At 42.0% G+C, this 23151-nt stretch carries 36 protein-coding genes; 1 reads left to right on the top strand and 35 read right to left on the bottom strand.

Annotation, left to right across the window (positions count from 1 at the left end):
- Positions 1-192: 192 nt before the first annotated feature.
- The 34 genes from B5G04_RS05365 to rpsL form a co-directional block, all read right to left on the bottom strand.
- Positions 193-795 (bottom strand): ribonuclease HII, encoded by a 603-nt coding sequence (locus tag B5G04_RS05365; protein ID WP_087396167.1) that lies wholly within the window; start codon positions 793-795, stop codon positions 193-195.
- Positions 796-942: 147 nt separating this feature from the next.
- Complete coding sequence (gene rplQ, locus B5G04_RS05360) at positions 943-1458, bottom strand: 50S ribosomal protein L17 (RefSeq protein WP_022038679.1); 516 nt, start codon at positions 1456-1458, stop codon at positions 943-945.
- Positions 1459-1461: 3 nt separating this feature from the next.
- Positions 1462-2454: a DNA-directed RNA polymerase subunit alpha gene (locus B5G04_RS05355; protein ID WP_087209566.1), complete on the bottom strand. Its 993-nt coding sequence runs from the start codon at positions 2452-2454 to the stop codon at positions 1462-1464.
- A 13-nt stretch (positions 2455-2467) separates the two neighbouring features.
- On the bottom strand, positions 2468-3073 hold the full coding sequence (rpsD, locus tag B5G04_RS05350; RefSeq protein ID WP_022038677.1) for a 30S ribosomal protein S4: 606 nt from the start codon (positions 3071-3073) through the stop codon (positions 2468-2470).
- A gap of 123 nt (positions 3074-3196) precedes the next feature.
- Entirely contained in the window at positions 3197-3586 is a 390-nt protein-coding gene (gene rpsK / locus B5G04_RS05345) for a 30S ribosomal protein S11 (RefSeq protein WP_007567382.1), read from the bottom strand.
- A gap of 11 nt (positions 3587-3597) precedes the next feature.
- A complete protein-coding gene (gene rpsM, locus B5G04_RS05340) occupies positions 3598-3978 on the bottom strand; it encodes a 30S ribosomal protein S13 (RefSeq protein ID WP_022038676.1) in 381 nt (126 codons plus the stop codon).
- A gap of 36 nt (positions 3979-4014) precedes the next feature.
- The gene (gene ykgO, locus B5G04_RS05335) at positions 4015-4131 is read right to left on the bottom strand and encodes a type B 50S ribosomal protein L36 (protein WP_087209568.1); all 117 of its coding nucleotides are present in this window, start codon (positions 4129-4131) and stop codon (positions 4015-4017) included.
- A 12-nt stretch (positions 4132-4143) separates the two neighbouring features.
- On the bottom strand, positions 4144-4362 hold the full coding sequence (gene infA, locus B5G04_RS05330) for a translation initiation factor IF-1 (RefSeq protein ID WP_022038675.1): 219 nt from the start codon (positions 4360-4362) through the stop codon (positions 4144-4146).
- A gap of 3 nt (positions 4363-4365) precedes the next feature.
- Positions 4366-5163, bottom strand: a complete 798-nt coding sequence (gene map, locus B5G04_RS05325; protein ID WP_087396164.1) for a type I methionyl aminopeptidase — start codon at positions 5161-5163, stop codon at positions 4366-4368.
- A gap of 12 nt (positions 5164-5175) precedes the next feature.
- Positions 5176-6519 carry a preprotein translocase subunit SecY gene (gene secY / locus B5G04_RS05320; RefSeq protein WP_022038673.1) on the bottom strand — a complete coding sequence of 448 codons (1344 nt, stop codon included), beginning with the start codon at positions 6517-6519 and terminating at the stop codon, positions 5176-5178.
- Between the two features lie 4 nt (positions 6520-6523).
- Positions 6524-6970, bottom strand: a complete 447-nt coding sequence (gene rplO, locus B5G04_RS05315) for a 50S ribosomal protein L15 (protein ID WP_087396160.1) — start codon at positions 6968-6970, stop codon at positions 6524-6526.
- A gap of 23 nt (positions 6971-6993) precedes the next feature.
- Positions 6994-7170: a 50S ribosomal protein L30 gene (gene rpmD, locus B5G04_RS05310; RefSeq protein WP_022038671.1), complete on the bottom strand. Its 177-nt coding sequence runs from the start codon at positions 7168-7170 to the stop codon at positions 6994-6996.
- Between the two features lie 11 nt (positions 7171-7181).
- On the bottom strand, positions 7182-7697 hold the full coding sequence (rpsE, locus tag B5G04_RS05305; protein WP_162608498.1) for a 30S ribosomal protein S5: 516 nt from the start codon (positions 7695-7697) through the stop codon (positions 7182-7184).
- Between the two features lie 6 nt (positions 7698-7703).
- Entirely contained in the window at positions 7704-8045 is a 342-nt protein-coding gene (rplR, locus tag B5G04_RS05300) for a 50S ribosomal protein L18 (RefSeq protein WP_087209576.1), read from the bottom strand.
- Between the two features lie 23 nt (positions 8046-8068).
- A complete protein-coding gene (gene rplF, locus B5G04_RS05295; protein ID WP_022038668.1) occupies positions 8069-8638 on the bottom strand; it encodes a 50S ribosomal protein L6 in 570 nt (189 codons plus the stop codon).
- A gap of 13 nt (positions 8639-8651) precedes the next feature.
- The gene (gene rpsH, locus B5G04_RS05290; protein WP_022038667.1) at positions 8652-9047 is read right to left on the bottom strand and encodes a 30S ribosomal protein S8; all 396 of its coding nucleotides are present in this window, start codon (positions 9045-9047) and stop codon (positions 8652-8654) included.
- A gap of 58 nt (positions 9048-9105) precedes the next feature.
- Positions 9106-9405 carry a 30S ribosomal protein S14 gene (gene rpsN, locus B5G04_RS05285; protein WP_022038666.1) on the bottom strand — a complete coding sequence of 100 codons (300 nt, stop codon included), beginning with the start codon at positions 9403-9405 and terminating at the stop codon, positions 9106-9108.
- 6 nt (positions 9406-9411) lie between these two features.
- On the bottom strand, positions 9412-9969 hold the full coding sequence (rplE, locus tag B5G04_RS05280) for a 50S ribosomal protein L5 (RefSeq protein WP_022038665.1): 558 nt from the start codon (positions 9967-9969) through the stop codon (positions 9412-9414).
- The gene (gene rplX / locus B5G04_RS05275; protein ID WP_013617995.1) at positions 9969-10292 is read right to left on the bottom strand and encodes a 50S ribosomal protein L24; all 324 of its coding nucleotides are present in this window, start codon (positions 10290-10292) and stop codon (positions 9969-9971) included. The genes rplE and rplX overlap by 1 nt, the downstream gene beginning before the upstream one ends.
- Before the next feature lie 23 nt (positions 10293-10315).
- Complete coding sequence (gene rplN, locus B5G04_RS05270) at positions 10316-10681, bottom strand: 50S ribosomal protein L14 (protein ID WP_022038664.1); 366 nt, start codon at positions 10679-10681, stop codon at positions 10316-10318.
- A gap of 2 nt (positions 10682-10683) precedes the next feature.
- Complete coding sequence (gene rpsQ, locus B5G04_RS05265; RefSeq protein ID WP_022038663.1) at positions 10684-10941, bottom strand: 30S ribosomal protein S17; 258 nt, start codon at positions 10939-10941, stop codon at positions 10684-10686.
- A 12-nt stretch (positions 10942-10953) separates the two neighbouring features.
- Entirely contained in the window at positions 10954-11151 is a 198-nt protein-coding gene (rpmC, locus tag B5G04_RS05260; RefSeq protein WP_022038662.1) for a 50S ribosomal protein L29, read from the bottom strand.
- 7 nt (positions 11152-11158) lie between these two features.
- Positions 11159-11590: a 50S ribosomal protein L16 gene (gene rplP / locus B5G04_RS05255; RefSeq protein WP_022038661.1), complete on the bottom strand. Its 432-nt coding sequence runs from the start codon at positions 11588-11590 to the stop codon at positions 11159-11161.
- Positions 11591-11611: 21 nt separating this feature from the next.
- Positions 11612-12343, bottom strand: a complete 732-nt coding sequence (rpsC, locus tag B5G04_RS05250) for a 30S ribosomal protein S3 (RefSeq protein WP_022038660.1) — start codon at positions 12341-12343, stop codon at positions 11612-11614.
- A 6-nt stretch (positions 12344-12349) separates the two neighbouring features.
- Positions 12350-12757 (bottom strand): 50S ribosomal protein L22, encoded by a 408-nt coding sequence (gene rplV / locus B5G04_RS05245; protein ID WP_022038659.1) that lies wholly within the window; start codon positions 12755-12757, stop codon positions 12350-12352.
- Positions 12758-12797: 40 nt separating this feature from the next.
- Complete coding sequence (rpsS, locus tag B5G04_RS05240; RefSeq protein WP_013618002.1) at positions 12798-13067, bottom strand: 30S ribosomal protein S19; 270 nt, start codon at positions 13065-13067, stop codon at positions 12798-12800.
- 27 nt (positions 13068-13094) lie between these two features.
- Positions 13095-13916 (bottom strand): 50S ribosomal protein L2, encoded by an 822-nt coding sequence (rplB, locus tag B5G04_RS05235; RefSeq protein WP_022038658.1) that lies wholly within the window; start codon positions 13914-13916, stop codon positions 13095-13097.
- A gap of 8 nt (positions 13917-13924) precedes the next feature.
- Positions 13925-14218, bottom strand: a complete 294-nt coding sequence (gene rplW / locus B5G04_RS05230) for a 50S ribosomal protein L23 (RefSeq protein WP_087209579.1) — start codon at positions 14216-14218, stop codon at positions 13925-13927.
- A gap of 21 nt (positions 14219-14239) precedes the next feature.
- Positions 14240-14869, bottom strand: coding sequence for a 50S ribosomal protein L4 (gene rplD, locus B5G04_RS05225; RefSeq protein ID WP_022038656.1), 630 nt, complete (start codon positions 14867-14869; stop codon positions 14240-14242).
- On the bottom strand, positions 14869-15486 hold the full coding sequence (rplC, locus tag B5G04_RS05220) for a 50S ribosomal protein L3 (RefSeq protein WP_087209582.1): 618 nt from the start codon (positions 15484-15486) through the stop codon (positions 14869-14871). The genes rplD and rplC overlap by 1 nt, the downstream gene beginning before the upstream one ends.
- 20 nt (positions 15487-15506) lie before the next feature.
- Complete coding sequence (rpsJ, locus tag B5G04_RS05215) at positions 15507-15812, bottom strand: 30S ribosomal protein S10 (RefSeq protein ID WP_005941888.1); 306 nt, start codon at positions 15810-15812, stop codon at positions 15507-15509.
- A 99-nt stretch (positions 15813-15911) separates the two neighbouring features.
- Positions 15912-18029, bottom strand: a complete 2118-nt coding sequence (gene fusA / locus B5G04_RS05210) for an elongation factor G (RefSeq protein ID WP_087209585.1) — start codon at positions 18027-18029, stop codon at positions 15912-15914.
- Between the two features lie 32 nt (positions 18030-18061).
- A complete protein-coding gene (gene rpsG, locus B5G04_RS05205; protein WP_022040834.1) occupies positions 18062-18538 on the bottom strand; it encodes a 30S ribosomal protein S7 in 477 nt (158 codons plus the stop codon).
- A gap of 138 nt (positions 18539-18676) precedes the next feature.
- Positions 18677-19084 carry a 30S ribosomal protein S12 gene (gene rpsL, locus B5G04_RS05200; RefSeq protein ID WP_022040833.1) on the bottom strand — a complete coding sequence of 136 codons (408 nt, stop codon included), beginning with the start codon at positions 19082-19084 and terminating at the stop codon, positions 18677-18679.
- A 904-nt stretch (positions 19085-19988) separates the two neighbouring features.
- Here rpsL and B5G04_RS05195 point away from each other — a divergent pair.
- Positions 19989-20915, top strand: coding sequence for an Rpn family recombination-promoting nuclease/putative transposase (locus tag B5G04_RS05195; protein WP_087396156.1), 927 nt, complete (start codon positions 19989-19991; stop codon positions 20913-20915).
- Positions 20916-20999: 84 nt separating this feature from the next.
- On the opposite strand, the gene B5G04_RS05190 is transcribed toward B5G04_RS05195, so the two are convergent.
- Positions 21000-23051, bottom strand: a complete 2052-nt coding sequence (locus B5G04_RS05190; RefSeq protein ID WP_239414032.1) for an outer membrane beta-barrel protein — start codon at positions 23049-23051, stop codon at positions 21000-21002.
- Positions 23052-23151 lie beyond the last annotated feature (100 nt).

Raw genomic sequence — 23151 nt, 5'->3', positions numbered from 1 at the left:
GCAATGATAGCTATGCTTCAACAGTTATAGAAGCAATGATAAAAGGCAAAGTATCCTATAATAAATGGCAAAGTATCCTATAATACTTGACCATAGAAGCAATGATACTTAGACGCCGGAGTTTACTACTATATGTTCCTTATTTTCTGTTCGGGCAAATCCAAAAGATAGCCATTAAAATCAACAGTAAATTCAAAAATCAAATGACAACTGACCATCACCCAAAAGATTGAAAGTCATCCGATGATAAGGAGTCGTACCATACAGCCGGATAGCCTCCCGATGTTTCTTTGTCGGGTATCCCTTGTTGCCCTTCCAGTCATACATCGGATATTCCTTATCCAAACAGTTCATATAATCATCACGATAGGTTTTAGCCAAGATGGAAGCAGCGGCAATAGACAAGTATTTTCCGTCACCCTTTATCACGGTTGTATGAGGAATACCCCGATAAGGATTAAAACGATTTCCATCAATCAACAAATGTTGTGGACGTATCGACAATTGGTCTACCGCCCGGTGCATCGCCAGAAAAGATGCATTCAAAATATTGATTTTATCGATTTCTTCCGGCGAAACTACACCAAGCGCCCATGCCAAAGCATCTCGTTCGATAACCTCACGAAGCCGGTATCTCTGACGCTCAGTCAGCTTTTTCGAATCGTTCAACAACTCATTTCTGTAATCGGCAGGCAAAATAACAGCGGCTGCATATACCGCCCCTGCAAGGCATCCACGCCCCGCTTCATCACATCCGGCCTCTATCAAATCTTTATGTAAATAAGGTAATAACATCGTGTACATTCTCCTTTCACTTCATAAATGTTGCTTCTGCAAACAGACACAGGTACCAGTTCAGAGCAACAGAGGCATTTACGCCAAAAAACAAAAAAACCGGAATCTGAAAAGATTCCGGCCTCTTTTTATATTGCATTTACAGAATTATTCAGCTTTAGGGGCTTCCTCTGTAGTAGCTTCAGCAACAGGTGCTTCGGCTGTAGTAGCTTCAGCAGCAGGTGCTTCAGCGGCAGCAGCAGATGCAGACTTCTTAGAACGACGGGTGCGAGTTGCTTTTTTAGCAGCAGTCTTAGCCATGTTCTCATTATAGTCAACCAGTTCGATAAAGCACATTTCAGCGTTATCTCCCAAACGGTGACCGGTTTTGATAATACGGGTATAACCTCCCGGACGATCTGCAACCTTTACAGAGATTTCCTTGAAGAGTTCAGTAACGGCATATTTGTCTTGCAAATAGCTGAATACTACACGACGTGAATTAGTTGTATCGTCTTTTGAACGAGTAATCAACGGTTCTACGTACTTCTTCAAAGCTTTAGCCTTCGCAACAGTCGTAGTGATTCTTTTGTGCTTAATCAGAGAACATGCCATATTAGACAACATCGCGTGTCTGTGAGAAGCAGTACGACCTAAATGGTTAAATTTCTTATTGTGTCTCATTTTTTATTCTTTATCTAATTTATACTTAGAAATATCTGTTCCAAACGACAGATTCAGACTCTCGAGCAAATCATCAAGCTCCGTGAGCGATTTCTTACCGAAGTTGCGGAACTTCAACAAATCGGTCTTGTTGAACTGTACCAAATCGCCCAGTGTTTCCACATCGGCAGCCTTCAAGCAGTTCAATGCACGGACTGACAAGTCCATATCGACCAACTTGGTCTTCAGCAACTGGCGCATGTGCAAAACTTCTTCATCAAATTCTTCATTGCCGTCAGCATCTGCCGTTTCGAGTGTAATCTTCTCGTCAGAGAACAACATGAAGTGATAAATCAGAATCTTTGCAGCTTCTTTCAGCGCTTCTTTCGGGTGAATGGAACCATCCGTCGTAATCTCCAATACCAGCTTTTCATAGTCGGTCTTCTGTTCTACACGGTAGTTTTCCACCGCATATTTGACATTACGAATCGGAGTGTAAATAGAATCGATAGGAATTACATTCACATCGGTACAGAATTCCCGGTTCTCATCAGCCGGAACATAACCACGACCTTTGTTGATTGTAAGATCTATCTGCATAGTTGCTTTTGAATCTAAATGGCAAATAACTAATTCAGGATTTAACACTTCAAATCCGGTCAAATACTTACCAATATCACCTGCCTTAAATTCAGTAGAATTCTCAACGGTAATGCTAACCTTTTCATTTTCGAATTCCTCAACTATTTGCTTGAATCGAACTTGCTTCAGATTCAAGATAATGTTAGTCACATCTTCCTTCACACCGGGAACGGTTGCAAATTCATGCTCAACACCTTCTATGTGAATTGTGTTAATGGCATAACCTTCCAGAGAAGAGAGAAGAATACGGCGTAAAGCATTACCAACGGTAATACCGAAACCGGGTTCAAGCGGACGGAATTCAAACTTCCCATATTTAGAATCCGCTTCCAACATTAAGACTTTATCAGGTTTTTGAAATGCTAATATCGCCATGAAATTAATTATTTTATTTAGAGTACAATTCTACGATCAAGTGTTCTTTAATGTTTTCAGGAATGTCAGCTCTCTCAGGTTTATGCAACAATTTTCCTGTCTTAGAGTTCTCATCCCATTCCAACCAAGGATATTTGCTGTGATTGAATCCAGCCAATGAGTTTGCAATAACTTCCAGAGACTTAGATTTTTCACGAACACCAACCAATTGACCAGGCTTTACAGAATAAGAAGGGATGTTTACTACCTTACCGTCTACTGTAATATGTTTATGACCTACCAATTGGCGAGCGGCAGCACGAGTCGGAGCGATACCCAAACGGAACACCACATTATCCAAACGGCACTCAAGACTTTGCAGCAAGATTTCACCAGTAATACCATTCATGCTTGCAGCCTTTTCAAACATATTACGGAATTGTTTTTCCAATACACCGTAAGTATATTTAGCCTTCTGCTTTTCTGCCAACATGACACCATATTCAGACGTCTTTCTGCGACGATTATTCCCATGTTGTCCAGGAGGATAATTTTTCTTTGACAAAACTTTATCAGCTCCAAAAATCGCTTCACCAAATTTACGTGCAATTCTTGTTTTTGGTCCAGTATATCTAGCCATTTTCTTTAATTTAAATTAATTGTTATTCATGAACTCAATTTGTTGCAGCCGCGATTACAGAAAGGAAATGCAATCCATGTATCTAACAAAATCAAGTTACACTTTAAATTAGGTTATCAAAAATTATACTCTTCTTCTTTTCGGAGGACGACAACCGTTATGAGGCAATGGAGTTACATCAATAATTTCTGTAACTTCAATTCCAGCACCGTGTACCGTACGAATAGCAGACTCACGTCCGTTTCCAGGACCCTTCACATAAGCTTTCACTTTTCTCAATCCAAGATCATACGCTACTTTTGCGCAATCTTGAGCAGCCATCTGAGCTGCATAAGGAGTGTTCTTCTTAGAACCTCTAAATCCCATCTTACCGGCTGAAGACCATGAAATAATCTGACCTTCACTGTTTGCCAAAGAAACGATGATGTTGTTGAATGATGAATGCACATGCAACTGTCCGTTAGCATCTACTTTCACATTTCTTTTTTTAGCTGCGACTGTTTTTTTTGCCATATCAACAATTATTATTTAGTAGCTTTTTTCTTATTTGCAACAGTTTTCTTTCTTCCCTTACGTGTACGAGCATTGTTCTTAGTGCTCTGACCTCTTACAGGAAGACCTAAACGGTGACGAACACCGCGATAGCATCCGATATCCATTAATCGCTTAATGTTCAACTGGATTTCTGAGCGCAAATCACCTTCCACCTTATATTCAGCACCGATGATCTCACGAATCTTTGCTGCCTGATCGTCTGTCCAATCTTTTACTTTCAGATCACGATCAACACCTGCCTTGTCCAAAATTTTTGCTGAACTACTGCGTCCGATACCATAAATGTATGTCAACGCAATCTCACCTCTCTTGTTCTGAGGTAAATCTACACCAACTATTCTTATAGCCATATACTAAATTATTTTTTCTGCAAAAATAATAATAAATTATCCTTGACGTTGTTTATACTTAGGATTTTTCTTATTAATAACATACAAACGGCCCTTACGTCTCACGATTTTGCAATCCGGCGTACGTTTTTTTAATGATGCTCTTACTTTCATATCTATATTATTTTATTTGTATCTAAAAACGATTCTTCCTTTGGACAGGTCATAAGGAGACATTTCCACACGAACCTTGTCACCCGGTAAAATTTTAATGTAATGCATTCTCATCTTGCCAGATATATGAGCAGTTATTTCATGCCCGTTTTCCAGCTCTACACGGAACATTGCGTTTGACAATGCCTCTACGATTACTCCATCTTGTTCTATTGCAGCCTGTTTTGCCATATATTAATTCTCTTTATTTTTCAATACCTCTTCTATATAATCAAATGATGATAAAATATCAGCTTTCCCTAATCCTACAGCTACGGTGTGCTCAAAATGTGCGGCACACTTACGATCCATCGTACGGACAGTCCAACGGTCATTTTCCATTACGATTTTCCGACTACCCAAAGTTATCATAGGCTCGATAGCGATACACATACCTTTCTTCAACAAAGTGCCTGTGCCCCTTTTTCCATAATTAGGGACAGGAGGATCTTCATGCATCTCCTTTCCTATGCCATGCCCGACAAACTCGCGGACCACTTCATAAGATTGGGCTTCACAGTGCTGCTGGATAGCATATCCGATATCACCTAACCGTTTTCCATGTACAGCATTTTCAATACCTTTGTACAAAGCTTCCTTTGTCGTTTTCAATAAGGCAACAATCTCCGGAGCAACTTCCCCTACACAAAACGTATATGCAGAATCACCACAATATCCATTCATGTAAGTTCCACAATCAACCGAAATTATATCACCTTCTTTCAAAGGAATATCATTGGGAATGCCATGCACTACCTGCTCGTTCACCGAAGTGCAGATAGAACCTGGAAACGGACCTCCATAAGGATTCGGAAATCCTTTAAAAGTAGGAACAGCTCCATGGTCTCTAATATACTCTTCAGCAACTTTATCCAGTTGCTCCGTAGTCACACCCGGCTTGATTAGTTTAGCCAGTTCAGCCAAAGTTTTCCCCACAAGGAGATTACTTTGGCGTAACAGTTCTATTTCATCATCAGTCTTTAGAAATATCATATTGAATGCAAATTAATATGCAGCAACGCCGGAACGGCCTTTTATTCTTCCCGAAGTGAGAAGACCGTCATAATGGCGCATCAATAAATGACTTTCTACTTGCTGTAAAGTATCAAGTACAACACCTACAAGAATCAACAGAGATGTTCCACCGAAGAATTGCGCAAACTCTGCCTGCACACCGAAAATACCGGCAAAAGCAGGAAGGATAGCGATAAGTGCCAAAAACAACGAACCAGGCAAAGTGATACGTGTCATAATCATATCAATATAATCAGCCGTACTTTTACCCGGCTTAATACCTGGGATGAAGCCATTATTCCGTTTCATGTCCTCTGCCATCTGATTCGGATTAATCGTGATTGCTGTATAAAACCACGTAAATACAATAATCAAAATAGCAAAAACCAGATTATACCAAAAACTGGTATGATCAACGAAAGCACGGGCAATTCCACTTGCCGAAGCAACATTCGAAAAACCGATAACAGTTATAGGAATGAACATTATTGCTTGCGCAAAGATAATCGGCATCACATTTGCAGCATTCACCTTCAAAGGAATGTATTGTCTTGCACCACCATATTGTTTGTTCCCGACAATACGTTTTGCATATTGCACTGGTATTTTACGGACTCCTTGCACCAGAAGGATAGCAGCAGCTATTACCAAAATCAGCACGATAATTTCAAGCAAGAACATGATAATACCGCCTGCTCCTGGAGAAGCAAGACGTGATACGAACTCACCGGAAAAGGCTTGCGGAAGACGGGCTATAATTCCAATCATAATTATTAAGGAGATTCCGTTTCCGATACCTTTATCTGTGATTCGTTCACCTAACCATAAAATAAACATACTTCCGGCTGCCAAAATGATGGTAGAAGTAATAATAAAGAAAGTCCAATCTAATGAAGCATTAAGAGCCGGACCTGCCTGCATTTTCAAGTTAATCAGATAAGAAGGAGCCTGAAAAATCAAAATGAATATAGTCAGAATTCGAGTATACTGATTGATTTTCCGACGCCCACTTTCACCTTCACGCTGTAGTTTCTGGAAATAAGGAACTGCAATCGCCAACAACTGAATCACAATGGATGCAGAGATGTACGGCATAATTCCCAATGCAAAAATAGAAGCATTGGAAAAAGCTCCACCAGAGAACATGTTTAACAAAGCAAGAAGACCTTCACTTGTTTGTTCATGCAACTTTGACAACATATCTGGGTTGATACCTGGAAGAACCACATACGAACCGAATCTGTAGATTGCGACAAACAATATAGTAATGAGGATCCGTTTTCTCAGATCCTCAATATTCCATATGTTCTTTAATGTTTCAATAGATTTTCTCATTGAATCAGAGTTTTACTGCATTACCACCAACGGCTTCGATTGCAGCTACTGCACTCTTGGAAAAAGCATGTGCTTCTACTTCGAGTTTAGTAGTTAAACTACCGTTACCAAGAACTTTCACTAATTGATTAGAAGAAACAAAACCTGCCTCAATCAGCTCATTAATGCCTACTTTAGACAAATTATTTGCAGCTGACAGCTCTTGAATTACACTAAGATTAATAGCTTTATATTCAACACGGTTAATATTCTTGAAACCAAATTTAGGCACACGGCGCTGGAGAGGCATCTGCCCTCCTTCAAAACCAATCTTCTTAGAATAACCCGATCTTGATTTTGCACCTTTATGTCCTCTTGTAGAAGTTCCACCCAAACCAGAACCCGGACCACGGCCTATTCTTTTTCTTGTCTTAGTAGAACCTGCTGCTGGACGTAAACTATTTAAATTCATATCGCAAAATTCTTTATTAATTATTACTTAACGATTGTAACAAGATGTCTCACCTTTTCAACCATACCCAGAACAGAAGGAGTAGCTTCACGCTCAACCACTTGATTCAATTTACGAAGTCCCAAGGTATCCAACGTTCTTTTTTGATTGGCAGGAGCACCTATTCTACTTTTAACTTGCTTAATCTTAATAGTTGACATGTAAAACCTCCTTATCCTCTAAATACTTTATCCAAACTTACACCTCTGTTTTGAGCAACCATACAGGCATCACGCATTTCACTGAGTGCCAAAATAGTAGCCTTTACCAAGTTATGAGGATTGGAAGATCCTTTAGACTTAGCCAAAACATCTGTCACACCTACGCTTTCCAATACAGCACGCATTGCACCTCCGGCAACTACTCCTGTACCTGTCGAAGCCGGTTTGATAAATACTTCAGCACCACCAAACTTTGCAGTCTGTTCGTGAGGCACAGTACCTTTCAATACAGGCACACGAGTCAGATTCTTCTTAGCGGCTTCCACACCCTTAGCAATTGCAGCTGTCACTTCACCAGCTTTACCAAGACCATAACCAATGATGCCGTCTTCATTTCCTACCACCACGATAGCAGCAAAACTAAAAGTTCTACCACCTTTCGTAACCTTCGTTACACGGTTAATGGCTACCAGTCTGTCCTTTAATTCTATATCGTTAGTGATCTTAACTCTATTATTAATTGCCATAATCCATTAAAATTTAAGTCCACCGTTACGAGCAGCATCAGCTACCTCTTTTACTCTCCCATGATACAAGTAGCCATTACGGTCAAATACAACAGCCGTAATACCAGCTTCCTGGGCTTTCTTTGCAATCAGTTCACCAACCTTGGCAGCCTGTTCTTTCTTAGGCATTGCAGCCATTCCCAAAGAAGAAGCTGCCGCCAAAGTCTTGCCGCTCAAATCATCAATCACCTGAACATAGATTTGCTTGTTGCTTCTGAACACGCTCATACGAGGACGTTCCGGAGTACCTGAAATCTTGTTACGTACTCTATATTTAATCTTGATTCGTCTTTCTATTTTTGTTGTCATAATATTATACGATTTAATGTGAATTATTTAGCGCCAGCCGACTTACCAGACTTTCTACGAATTTCTTCACCAACAAACTTAATACCTTTTCCTTTATAAGGTTCAGGCTTACGGAAAGAACGTATTTTTGCACACACCTGACCAAGCAGCTGCTTGTCACAAGATTCCAATATAATAAGAGGGTTCTTATTTCTCTCAGACTTAGTTTCCACCTTAATTTCAGGAGGCAACTGTATAAAGATATTATGCGTATATCCTAAAGCGAGGTCAATGATATTACCATTGTTTGACGCACGGTAACCTACACCGACCAATTCCAATTCCTTCTTATATCCTTCAGAAACACCCACAACCATATTGTGCACCAATGCACGATACAAGCCATGATATGCATGACGTTGTTTCAGATCGTCAAGCATTGCGTTTTCATTTTCTTTCAACTCCACATGTCCGTCTGCAATCGTCACCTCAATAGCGGGATTGACATACTGACTCAACTCACCTTTAGGACCTTTTACACTAACTACATTATCCTTCAGAGTTACAGTAACTCCGGCAGGGATAACAACTGGCAATTTACCTATTCTTGACATAGCTTACCCTCCATTAATATACATAACAAAGAACTTCACCGCCAATTTTCAACACTGAAGCTTCCTTATCTGTCATTACACCTTTGGAAGTAGATATAATAGCAATACCTAATCCATTAATAACTCTCGGCATGTCCTTATAGCCAGTATACTTACGCAAACCTGGAGTGGATACTCTTACAAGCTTCTTGATAGCATTAACCTTATTTACGGCATCATACTTCAAAGCTACCTTAATAGTACCTTGAGGACCATCTTCCACAAATTTGTAATTCAGGATGTAACCTTTGTCAAACAGGATTTTTGTAATCTCCTTTTTCAGATTTGAAGCAGGTACTTCCACCACTCTGTGCTTTGCACTAATTGCATTTCTCAACCTTGTGAGATAATCTGCGATTGGATCTGTCATAAAACTAATTGTTAAATTAATCAGGACTACCCTGACAATATTTAATAATAAACACTAATTACCAACTTGCCTTCTTTACACCCGGTATTAAACCACTGGATGCCATTTCACGGAATTGGATACGTGAAATACCGAACTGACGCATGTAACCTCTAGGACGACCTGTCAGCTTGCAACGATTGTGTAAACGAATCGGATTTGCATTCTTAGGGAGGCTTTGCAATTTCTGTGCCGCCTCAAACGCTGCAACAGGATCACCTGAATTGACAATTTTTTTCAGTGCAGCACGTTTTTCTGCATATTTGGCTACCAGCTTCGCTCTTTTTACTTCACGAGCTTTCATTGATTCTTTTGCCATATCTAATCAGTCTTTTTTAGCGTTTTTAAACGGTAAACCGAATTCTTTCAACAATGCATAACCTTCTTCATCAGTCTGAGCAGAAGTCACGAAAGTGATATTCATACCCATAATCTTGGCAATGCTATCGATATTGATTTCCGGGAAAATGATTTGCTCCTGAATACCCAAGGTATAGTTACCACGACCGTCAAACTTACTTTCAATACCTTTGAAGTCACGGATACGCGGCAAAGCCACACGCACAAGTTTTTCAAGGAACTCATACATTCTCTCACGACGCAAAGTCACCATCACACCAATCGGCATTTTTTTACGCAATTTGAAGTTTGCGATATCTTTGCGTGATACAGTTGCCACTGCTTTCTGTCCTGTAATAGCAGTCAACTCATTGATGGCAACATCAATTATTTTCTTATCAGCAACAGCCATACCCAAGCCCTGATTGATTACAATCTTCTTGAGTACAGGAATTTGCATAGTCGAAGAATACTTGAATTGATTCTTCAATGCAGGAGCGATACGCTCTGCATATTCTTTCTTAAGGCTAGCAGTATTACCCATTATTTAATCTCCTCTCCCGATTTTTTAGCATAACGAACAAATGTTCTTCCATCAGAACTTTCTCTTCTACCAATACGTGTCGGTTTACCTGTCTTCGGGTCAACCGGATTCAGGTTAGAGATGTGAATCGGAGCTTCCTGTTTCACAATACCTCCCTGCGGATTCTTTGCATTCGGTTTAGTACTTTTGGATACCATGTTGATACCCTCAACCACTGCACGTCCCTCTTTTACAAGAACTTTCAACACACGTCCAGTTTTACCCTTGTCTTCACCAGAGTTTACGTAAACTGTATCGCCTTTCTTAATATGTAACTTACTCATTACGACTTAACTTTTTAACAAAATTAAAGTACTTCAGGTGCAAGTGAAACCACTTTCATATTCACACTACGCAATTCTCTCGCTACCGGTCCAAAGATACGACTACCTCTAATTTCGCCCGCATTGTTCAGCAACACACATGCATTGTCATCAAAACGAATATAAGAACCATCAGCACGACGGATTTCTTTCTTAGTACGTACGACCAAAGCCTTAGATACTGCACCTTTCTTAATATCACTTGATGGGATTACGCTCTTTACAGAAACGACAATCACATCTCCTACAGAAGCATAGCGTCTTCTCGTTCCGCCCAATACACGAATGCAAAGAGCTTCTTTTGCGCCACTGTTATCACATACTGTAAGTCTGGATTCTGTTTGTATCATAATTACTTCGCTTTTTCAATTATTTCAACCACTCTCCATCTCTTAGTCTTACTCAAAGGACGAGTTTCCATGATGCGTACAGTATCACCTACAGCACATTCATTCTTTTCGTCATGAGCATGATATTTTTTCGTCTTCGAAACGAACTTACCATAAATCGGGTGTTTCTCCTTAAATTTGGCAGCAACAGTAACAGTCTTATCCATCTTGTTGCTAACCACAACACCAGTTCTTTCTTTTCTTAAATTTCTTACTTCCATAATAAGACCTTGTTATTTGTTGTTGAGTTCTCTCTGACGCAATTCTGTCTTCATCCGTGCAATCGTTCTACGCAAAGTTCTGATTTGTGCAGTATTTTCCAACGGAGAGATTGAATGATTCAACACCATTTGGTTATAATTAGCCACTTCTGTCTGAATTCTTTCAGCCAATTCACTGGTCGGTATTTCTCTAATTTCTGCAATCTTCATATCTCAATTAAGCATTTTGACTTGCGTCGTAATCACGTCTAACAATAAACTTAGTAGTCACAGGAAGTTTTTGTGCCGCCAGGCGCAAAGCTTCTTTAGCTACATCAAAAGATACTCCTTCCACTTCAATCAGGATACGACCCGGAGTTACAGGAGCAACAAATCCTTCCGGATTACCTTTACCTTTACCCATACGTACGTCAGCAGGCTTACGAGTAATCGGTTTGTCCGGGAAAATGCGGATCCAAATCTGACCCTGACGTTGCATATATCTAGTTACAGCAATACGAGCTGCTTCAATCTGACGACCCGTAATCCATTTGGTCTGCAAAGATTTGATTCCAAAAGAACCAAATGCCAACTGATGACCACGCTGTGCATTACCTTTGGCGCTGCCCTTCTGCTGTCTTCTGAATTTTGTCTTTTTCGGTTGTAACATAATTCCTAAAATTCAAATTCGTTAGCGATTGTTATTTTTCTTTCTGCGGAAATTCTTGCCACTGTTATTTCCGTTTCCGCCACGGCCGTTTTCTTTTGCCTGTGTAAAGTTAGGAGCCAACTCACGTTTTCCATAAACCTCACCCCGGCAAATCCATACCTTAATGCCCAGCAAACCGACCTTTGTCAATGCTTCAGCCTGACAGTAATCAATGTCTGCACGGAAAGTATGCAACGGTGTACGACCTTCCTTATACATTTCAGAACGCGCCATTTCTGCGCCATTCAAACGACCAGAAATCAAAACCTTAATGCCTTCAGCACCCATGCGCATCGTATTGGCAATAGCCATCTTAATAGCACGGCGGTAAGCGATTTTACCCTCTACCTGGCGAGCGATGTTGTTTGCAACGATAACAGCATCAAGTTCGGGACGCTTTACTTCGAAGATATTGATTTGGATATCTTTATCGGTGATCTTCTTCAACTCCTCTTTCAACTTGTCAACTTCCTGACCACCTTTACCAATGATAATACCCGGACGAGCAGTACATACAGTAATTGTCACCAATTTCAGAGTACGTTCGATTACGATTCTAGAAACGCTGGCTTTTGCAAGTCTGGCATTCAGATATTTACGAATTTTGCTGTCTTCCAGCAAAGCATCACCATAATTCTTGCCACCGTACCAATTAGAATCCCATCCTCTGATAATTCCTAAACGGTTGCTTATCGGATTAACTTTCTGTCCCATCTACGTTTAATTTTTATCATTAGTATTTTTAGCATCAACAAACAGAGTCACATGATTAGAACGTTTGCGAATTCTGTAACCTCTACCCTGCGGAGCCGGTCTCATTCTTTTCAGAGTAACTCCTTCATCAACAAAAATCTTAGTCACATACAATTCGCCGTCTTCAGCCTTGCGCTCGTTTTTCGTTTCCCAGTTTGCAATAGCAGAGCGTAACAATTTCTCAACTTTTGCAGCTGCTGCTTTTGAAGAAAACTTCAAAACGCCAAGTGCACGATTTACTTCCATTCCACGAATCATATCTGCAACCAGACGCATCTTACGTGGAGAAGTAGGCACATTTTGCAATTTTGCAAAATACATGGTTTTACGGGCTTCTTTTCTTTTCTCAGCCGATATTTTTTTTCTTGCTCCCATTATTCTTCACTTTTTATTATTTCAAAAAGCTCCTGTCCGTTTATTTTTTCTTGTTACCAGCATGGCCACGGAATGTACGTGTCGGGGCAAATTCACCCAACTTGTGTCCCACCATGTTTTCTGTAACATAAACAGGAATAAATTTATTTCCGTTATGAACTGCAATAGTATGCCCAACGAAATCAGGCGAAATCATTGAAGCTCTGGCCCACGTCTTAACAACTGACTTCTTGCCACTTTCATTCATGGCAAGCACTTTCTTTTCCAGTTTTACATTAATATATGGACCTTTTTTTAATGAACGACTCATAATTTTCTCAGTTAAAATCAGTTGTTATTACTTTCTTCTTTCAATTATATACTTAGAAGACTGTTTCTTCGGAGATCTTGTCTTCAAGCCCTTAGCATACAAACCTTTGCGTGATCTCGGATGACCTCCAGACTGACGTCCTTCACCACCACCCATCGGGTGATCAACAGGGTTCATAACAACACCACGGTTGTGCGGACGACGTCCCAACCAGCGAGAGCGGCCTGCCTTACCAGAAGACTCCAACGCATGGTCAGAGTTACCTACACTACCAATAGTAGCCTTGCAAGCACCCAAGATTTGCCTCAATTCGCCAGAAGGCAATTTAACCACACAATAACGTCCCTCACGAGAAGTCAATTGAGCAAAATTACCAGCCGATCTTACCAGTGCAGCTCCTTGTCCCGGACGCAATTCAATGTTATGAATTACAGTACCGACAGGGATGTTATCCAACGGAAGCGCGTTACCAATCTCAGGCGTCGCATCCGCTCCCGACATCAATGTGCTGCCTACTTGCAATCCATTAGGAGCAATGATATATCTTTTTTCTCCGTCAGCGTAAAACAACAGAGCGATACGAGCCGAACGGTTCGGATCGTATTCAATAGTTTTAACAACTGCCGGAACACCGTCTTTGTTTCTCTTGAAATCGATGATACGATATTTTCTCTTATGACCGCCACCTATATAGCGCATTGTCATCTTACCTACGTTGTTACGACCACCCGTAGAACGCTTTCCATACACAAGAGATTTTTCTGGTACCGATGCAGTAATCTCTTCAAAAGTACCAATAATTTTGTGTCTCTGCCCCGGTGTTGTGGGCTTAAATTTACGTACTGCCATCTTCTATATCAAATATTACTATAAAAATCAATAGTATCGCCTTCTTTCAAGGTAACAATTGCTTTCTTGAAAGCGTTCTTGCGACCTTTGATCAAGCCTGATTTTGTATAACGAGTTTTGTTTTTCCCTTGATAACGCATCGTGTTTACATCCAACACGGTCACGTTATACAAAGCTTCGATTTCACTCTTAATTTCCAATTTGTTGGCTTCCGGACGTACGATGAACCCGAAACGGTTGTTCATCTTATCTGTAATAGCCGTCATTTTTTCTGTAACCAACGGTTTAACAATCATTCCCATATTACTTTCAGCCTCCTATAATTATTTAATTAAGGTTTCCTCGATAGCTTTCAATGCATTCTCTGTAACAACAAGAGTTTCTGCGTTCAATACCACATAAGTATTCAGCGCAGAAGCAATCGCCAAATTTGTACGCTCTAAATTACGAGCTGACAAATATACGTTTTTATTTGCTTCCGGCAAAACCATCAGTAACTTCTTACCAGCTACTTTAAGATTATTCACAACATTTACGAAATCTTTTGTCTTCGGAGCTTCAAATGTGAAGTCTTCAACCACAACAATGTTATTTGCCTGAGCCTTATAAGACAAAGCAGACTTACGGGCCAACGATTTCACTTTCTTGTTCAACTTAAAGCTGTAGTCACGAGGTTTCGGACCAAACACACGTGCACCGCCAACCAACAGCGGAGAATTGATATCACCGCGACGTGCACCACCGCCACCTTTCTGACGGCCCAATTTACGAGTAGAACCACTTATTTCACTTCTTTCTTTTGACTTGTGAGTACCCTGACGCTGATTAGCCAAGTACTGCTTTACAGCCAAATAGATAGCGTGGTCATTCGGAGTGATGCCGAAGATGGCGTCATTCAAGACAACTTTTCTTCCGGTATCTTCACCTTTAATATTTAATACATTAACTTCCATTATTTCTCAATTATTACGATTGAACCTTTGTAACCTGGAACAGAGCCCTTAATCAACAGCAGGTTATGTTCAGGAATTACTTTTAATACTTGCAAGTTGTGAGTAGTAACTCTACCACCACCCATTTGACCTCCCATGCGCATTCCTTTGAACACCTTTGCGGGATAAGAACATGCACCGATAGAACCCGGTTTGCGGGCACGGTTGTGCTGACCGTGAGTAGTCTGACCTACACCACCGAAGCCATGACGTTTAACGACGCCCTGAAAACCTTTACCCTTCGATGTTCCGATTATATCCACATACGGAGCATCATTGAACAGTTCTACGGTAATTGTGTCACCTAAATTCAATTCTTCTGAGAAATCTTTGAACTCGGCCAAGTGTCTCTTGGGAGTTACTCCTGCTTTTTTGAAGTGACCCATCAGCGGTTTGGTTGTATGCTTTTCCTTCATTTCCTGGAAGCCCAACTGAACAGCTGCATAGCCATCTTTTTCTACGCTCTTAATCTGAGTAACTACACAGGGACCAGCTTCGATAACAGTGCATGGTACATTCTTACCATCAGCACTGAAAACGGATGTCATTCCGATTTTCTTTCCTAATAATCCTGGCATTTCAGTTAATTTTTAATTCATTAAACTTTAATTTCTACTTCTACTCCACTCGGCAATTCCAATTTCATCAATGCATCCACTGTCTTGGCAGTTGAGCTATAGATGTCAATCAGTCTCTTGTAAGAAGACAATTCGAACTGTTCACGCGACTTTTTATTAACGAAAGTCGAACGGTTTACTGTAAAGATACGCTTATGAGTAGGCAATGGAATCGGACCGCTCACAATAGCACCTGTAGCTTTTACAGTCTTTACAATCTTCTCAGCAGACTTGTCTACCAAGTTGTGATCGTAAGATTTCAATTTAATTCTGATTTTCTGACTCATTTTCCTTTTATTATATTAATAGATGATTATCCAATAAGATGAAGCATGAGGGTTAAGAGTCATTCGCTAACCCCCATAGGCTTCAAGCTATTTTTTTGATTATACCAAATCGGTACGGCCTTTCACTTCTTCCAGAACAGCCTTAGCGATAGAAGAAGATACTTGAGCATGATGGTCGTAACTCATTGAAGAGGTTGCACGACCCGAAGTAATCGTACGCAAGGCAGTTACATAGCCGAACATTTCTGCCAGCGGAACCATCGCCTTCACGATACGGGCACCCGAACGGCTTGTCTCCATACCTTCTACCTGGCCACGACGTTTGTTCAAGTCACCGATTACGTCACCCATATTTTCTTCCGGAGTAACGACTTCCAGCTTCATAATCGGCTCCATCAATACAGGACCTGCCTTCACGCAAGCGTTCTTATAAGCCTGGATGGCACAGATTTCGAATGACAGCTGGTCAGAGTCTACCGGGTGGAACGAACCATCTTTCAGCACAACCTTCAAAGAGTCAAGCGGGAATCCTGCCAACACACCATTCTTCATAGCTGTCTGGAAACCTTTCTGTACAGAAGGAATGAATTCCTTAGGCACATTACCACCTTTCACCTCATCGATGAACTGCAATCCACCTTGTGTCCAGTCTTCGTCAACCGGTCCTACGGTAACGATGATATCGGCAAACTTACCACGACCACCCGACTGCTTCTTATACACTTCACGCAATTCCACAGTCTTTGTGATAGCTTCCTTGTAGTTTACCTGCGGACGGCCTTGGTTACATTCAACCTTGAATTCACGTTTCAAACGGTCGATGATGATATCCAAGTGAAGCTCACCCATACCCGAGATGATGGTCTGACCGGTCTGCTCGTCTGTGCGTACAGTAAAGGTCGGATCTTCTTCAGCCAGCTTAGCCAAACCGTTAGACAGCTTGTCCAAATCTTTCTGAGTCTTCGGCTCTACTGCAATACCGATAACCGGTTCCGGGAAATCCATAGATTCCAATACGATCGGAGCAGTTTCGTCACACAGTGTATCACCGGTGCGGATATCTTTGAAACCTACCCCAGCACCAATATCACCAGCACTAATTACCTCTACCGGATTCTGCTTGTTAGAATGCATCTGGAACAGACGCGAAACACGTTCTTTCTTTCCAGAACGAGAATTGTAGATATAAGAACCTGCCTCAACCTTACCAGAATAAACACGGAAGAAAGTCAGACGGCCTACATACGGGTCAGTAGCAATCTTAAATGCCAAAGCAGCAGTTTTTTCATCTTCGCTCGGCTTACGGTCTTCTTCAGCTCCGGTAGAGGGGTTTGTACCCACAATATTCGGAGTATCCAACGGAGAAGGCAAGAATGCACATACATAATCCAACAATGTCTGCACGCCCTTATTCTTAAACGAAGAACCGCACAACATCGGCACGATTTCCATCTTCAAAGTTCCGGCACGCAAAGCACGCAGGATTTCTTCTTCCGTAATCGTAGAAGGATCATCGAAGTACTTTTCCATCAAAGCTTCGTCGAACTCAGCTACTTTTTCCAGCATTTTATCGCGCCATTCATTCGCTTCGTCAACCAAGTTTGCCGGGATATCCTCTACCTCATAATCGGCACCCATGGTTTCATCATGCCAATAGATAGCTTTCATCTTGATCAAGTCAACCAATCCCTTGAAGTTTTCTTCGGCACCGATAGGAACAACTACCGGACACGGATTAGCACCCAATACATCTTTCATCTGACGTACCACTTCGAAGAAATCCGCGCCCGAACGGTCCATTTTGTTGACATAACCGATACGGGGAACATTGTACTTGTCAGCCTGACGCCATACCGTTTCCGACTGCGGCTCAACGCCACCTACGGCACAATAAGTAGCAACAGCACCGTCCAGCACACGCAACGAACGTTCTACCTCAGCAGTAAAGTCCACGTGCCCCGGAGTATCGATCAAGTTGATCTTATACTTGTTGCCCGCATAATTCCAGTAAGTGGTTGTAGCAGCAGAGGTAATCGTGATACCACGTTCCTGCTCCTGTTCCATCCAGTCCATCGTAGCAGCGCCATCATGAACTTCACCGATTTTGTGAGTTAAACCAGTATAAAACAGAATACGTTCTGAAGTAGTGGTTTTACCGGCATCGATGTGAGCCATAATACCAATGTTACGGGTCAAATGCAAATCATGTTTAGCCATTTTCTGTTCCTTCTTAAATTAATTATACTTGATTAGAATCTGAAGTGAGCAAATGCACGGTTAGCTTCAGCCATACGGTGCATATCTTCCTTACGCTTGAAAGCACCGCCCTGTTCGTTATATGCATCCAGAATTTCAGCAGCCAATTTGTCAGCCATCGATTTTCCACCACGTTTACGTGCAAAAGCGATCAGGTTTTTCATTGAAATAGACTCCTTACGTTCGGGACGGATCTCAGTCGGAACCTGGAAAGTGGCACCACCAATACGGCGAGACTTCACTTCCAACTGAGGAGTTACATTGTCCAATGCTTTTTTCCACACTTCCAATGCTGATTTTTCTTCGCCCGGAAGCTTTGTTCCTACCACATCCAATGCTTTGTAGAAGATTTCGTAAGAAGTATTCTTCTTACCGTCATACATCAAGTGGTTTACAAATTTAGAAACCTTCGGATCGTTGAATACGGGATCCGGAAGAATGATACGTTTTTTAGGTTTTGCTTTTCTCATTTTGTTTTGATAATAATGTTTAGTTTGGGGCTGCACCTTTTGTTTTCTTCAACGCCTCCTCCGAGACATTTACTCAACCTTAAAGCTTTCCTGCAAACCAAAACGGATTAATAATTTTCTGTATACCCGCAGCAGATATTACTTCTTACCCTTTCCTGCCGGAGCTGCCTGTCCCGGTTTCGGGCGCTTAGCACCGTACTTAGAACGTCTTTGCGTACGTCCTGCCACGCCGGCCGTATCCAATGTGCCACGAACGATGTGATAACGTACACCCGGAAGGTCTTTCACACGACCGCCACGTACCAATACAATAGAGTGTTCCTGCAAGTTGTGGCCTTCTCCCGGAATATAAGAGTTCACTTCCTTAGAGTTTGTCAGACGCACACGAGCAACTTTACGCATTGCAGAATTCGGTTTCTTCGGAGTTGTAGTGTAAACACGCACACATACACCACGTCTTTGCGGACATGAGTCAAGTGCCGGAGATTTACTCTTCTCAACCAAAACCTTTCTTCCTTTTCTTACTAATTGTTGAATAGTAGGCATTTTGTTTGATTTTTAATTATTTATATTGTTATATTTATTTTGTTTTCCTATATCAAGCCGAAACTATACATTTCGGGCTGCAAAATTACAAATAACTTTTTAATACACAAACTGTTTTTGCATAAAATTCTGATAACGATAAAATTTTCTCCTTTCTTTTCCGCAAACTGATTAGTCAGAGAGAAAGGCATAGAGCTTACCCAGCCGGAGAACATCCGTCACAAACTTCAAAGATGACAATACGGATCATTATACAATGACTTTCAGGATTCTATGTCCCAAGAGAAGAATCATCCCTTTCCCGTAGATATAAAATTGCATAAAAAGGTTAAATAAATATTTAGATTTCATGTATATATTCATTTGAGGACGAAGATATATTCACAAGTCATTCCAGTTGACTGCCACAATCCACAAAGATAACTGAAACGGCAAAATGGAACAGCCGCAGATAACTTCGCCTGGTGTAAGATTAATAATCTTCCGCTTGTAAGATTAATAATCTTGCAGCCTGAAGATTAATAATCTTACAACGGATGGACTTATATGTATGTGCCGACGCACCCATATCCGCGGGCTTCCGCAGCCAACTGCGCCTTACTATGATACTATCTGGAAAAACGGCAATCAGCAAGCATTGGTTCGAATGTCTACGAAATTTCATCAGACAATTAAGAAGCTGTTTTGAATTTCCCAAAAAAGTTTTTCTTGGCTTGATGTATACGTTTTCGTGTGTTTTTTCCCGTCTTGATGTATTCGTTTCATGACTGACCCTTTTATGCCTGCATAAGAATTAAAATACAAACAGACAGACAGAGGCATAAGGAAATAAAAATCAGTCTTCGCAAATTACAAAAAAAAACACTATATTTGCATACGTTACATTTCTAAAACACCGGCAATTATGGACAGAAGAGAACTCAGCGACAGATACGTCAACCCCTATACCGACTTCGGATTCAAGAAACTGTTCGGCACCGAAATAAACAAGGACCTGCTCATCAGCTTCATCAACAGCCTCCTGCACGGAAAAGAAGTGGTGAAAGACCTGACCTACCTCAATACGGAGCATTTAGGCACCGGCGAGGCAGACCGCAAGGCGGTGTTCGATGTGTATTGCGAAAACGAAAACGGAGAGAAGATACTGGTAGAAATGCAGCGCGGAGAACAACAGTTCTTCAAGGACCGAAGCTTGTATTACGCCACCTTCCCCATTCGCGAACAGGGACAGAAAGGGGAATGGAATTACAAGCTGAAAGCCGTATATGTCATCGGCATCCTCAACTTCACCTTCGACGAGCAGAGCGATGATTTCTATCACCACGAAGTGAAGCTCATGGACACCCGGACCAAAGAAGTGTTTTATGACAAGCTGACTTTCATTTACCTGGAAATGCCCAAGTTCAATAAAAGCGAAGAAGAACTGAACGGCATGTTCGAGAAATGGCTCTTCGTGTTGCGCAACCTCTCACGCCTGATGGAACGTCCCAAAGCCCTGCAGGAACGCATCTTCACCAAACTCTTCGAAGCCGCTGAGATTGCCAAGTTCACCAAGACCGAATACGACAGCTACGAAGAAAGCCTGAAAATCTACCGGGACTGGAAAAATACCATTGATACTGCGAAAATTAAATCGAAGGAAGAAGGACGCAAGGAAGGACTGAAAGAAGGACGCAAGGAAGGACTGAAAGAAGGAGAAAAAATCGGTATTGAAAAAGGAGCAAAGAAAAAAGCAATTGAAATGGCGCAAAGCCTAAAAGCTAAAGGAGTTGCAATCAGCATAATTGCTGAATGCAGCGGCTTGTCCGAAGAAGAAATCAACAGCCTGTAGGTTAGTTTGTAAGTTTTTTAGTTCTTAAGTTCGTAAGTTCTTGAGTTAAGCATAAGAGAAACTTAAAAACTCAAGAACTCAAAATCACATGCGGCTCCGCTGCTCCTGTCCTGCACCCGTGCCTTTGTACTTGCTCTTTGTGGCATTGAATTTGTAGCGCAAAGTAAGCGTGAAATAGCGGCGCGATTCTTGATCAATGGTTATTAAGCGATTGCCGCCATATATCGTGCCCCATGCGTTACGGGAATTAAACAAGTCTATACCTTGCAGCTGCAAACTGAGGCGTTCATTGAAAAAAGCTTTGCGCAGGCTGACGTTAAGTGCCCAGCCTACTTCGCTGACGTGACCGTTTTCATTATCACCGGGTGTATCGAGCGATGCGTCTACATCCAACAGCAGTTCCCAAGGCAGACGGAAATTGTTGCGCCAGCTGAAGCTGCCCATGGGGTGGTTGAAGTTCTTGCGTGTGCCGTCGGGCATATCCACCATATACCATTGCTGAAGGTACATCAGCGTGAATTGGGGCGACCAGATGCCGATGGTAGGCGAGAAGCTGAGCGTGGCGTAGATTTTATCTGAATCATACTTATTAAAGTAGCTTAGCAGCATGATGTTAGGCTCGTCTTCCGAATAGGTACCGCCCAAGTTCACAATGGCGTCTTTGGTATGTGTATAGCGGGCATTGAAGTAAATCCACTTCCAAGAGGCGTCCAATGACAGGCGGTTGATGATGGAAGGACGGAGCAACGGATTGCCACTCTCGTAAGTATAACGGTTGGCATAGGTGATGTTGCTGCGCAGCATGTAATAAGTCGGACGGTAGATACTGCCCGTATAACTCAACGAAAGCTGCGTCTTGCCCACAGGAAGAGAAAGCGCAAACGTAGGGAACACATTGTCATACGTACGGCTCTGCTCGTCCACAAGGATTTCATTCTCATAATAGTCGGATGCCAAGTGCTCGTAACGCACGCCTATATGAGCCTGCAGCTTGCCGAAACTGCGGCTGTACTCCAGAAAGGCAGAAGCGGCGTTCTCGCGGATATTGCTGTGGTCGTCATCCAAAATGCCCTGGTCGTTGATATAGGTATTCGTATGGTCGGTATAGGTATATTCCCCGCCGAAAGACAGGTTTCCGTCCCACAGGGGACGGCTGATGATAAGCTTGGCGGCATAAAGCGTGTTCTCGTCCTTGTTGTAGCTGGTGACGTTCTGCTCCTGCAAGGCTTCGCCGATGGGGGTATATTCTTCGGTCATATCCTGCAACGTCTTGCTGTATGACCACATGCCGTCGGCATTGAAGTCAATGTTCCAGTCGCCTGCCTGACCGTTGTAATAAGCATTAAAGGAGTGGGTAGTAGCCGGAGTCCTCTGCCAACCCCGGCTGGTGTTCTCTTCATAAAGCGCACCGTCTCGGAACACTTGCGAGTACATATTGATATTCCACCAGTCCTTGGGCGTACGGTTGAAGTCGTAACGCGCACCGGCTGAATGATTCTCGTTGAACTGGTAATTGAGTGAAAGCATGGTAGAGATATTCCGGGAGCCTCCTGTTGTAGAAATGGAACTCTCCTGCCGCCACGTATTATCGAGGAATGTTTCAAAAACCCCTGTCTTGTTGTCTTCGCTATAGACTTTCGAGCCGTAAAGCATGCCGCTCAGGTCGAACCCGCCCTTGCGATAGTTAAAGTTAAACTGGTCAAGCACATTCCAGCCATAGTAATAACGGGTGAGGAAACGGTTGTTGAATCCGAAACCTTCGCCCTGCGCCTTCTTGGTATAGATGCGCACCACGGCTTTCACCGTTGCGTCATAACGTGCACCGGGATTGCGTACCACCTCTACACGCTTCACGTTATCCGATGAAAGCTGGTCCAGTTCCGAAGCATTACGCATCTTGCGCCCATTGATGTAGATTTCAGCCGCACCCGAACCGAACACGTTTACCGTACCTTCTTCCGCCGATACGCCCGGAAGCTTGCTCAGCAAGTCATTGCCCGTACCTGCTTTCTCCAAAATACTTCCTTGCACATTCGTCACCTGCGCATCCCCTTTCAACTGCATTTTGGGCAAATCGCCCTTTACTACCACTTCGCCCAACAGCTGTGCATCGGGCAAAAGCTGGATGGTTCCCAAGTCCGGTTTATCTACCTTAACGTGAGTTCGATGAAATATAAGTGTTTGAAGATTTGGTGATTAGCGAAAATTGCTGTAACTTTATAGTGCTAAAATACAA

The sequence above is a fragment of the Bacteroides sp. An51A genome (assembly GCF_002161565.1).
Lineage (GTDB): Bacteria > Bacteroidota > Bacteroidia > Bacteroidales > Bacteroidaceae > Phocaeicola > Phocaeicola intestinalis.
Note: the sequence above shows the minus strand (reverse complement) of the source record. Positions and strands in the feature narration are given on the sequence as shown.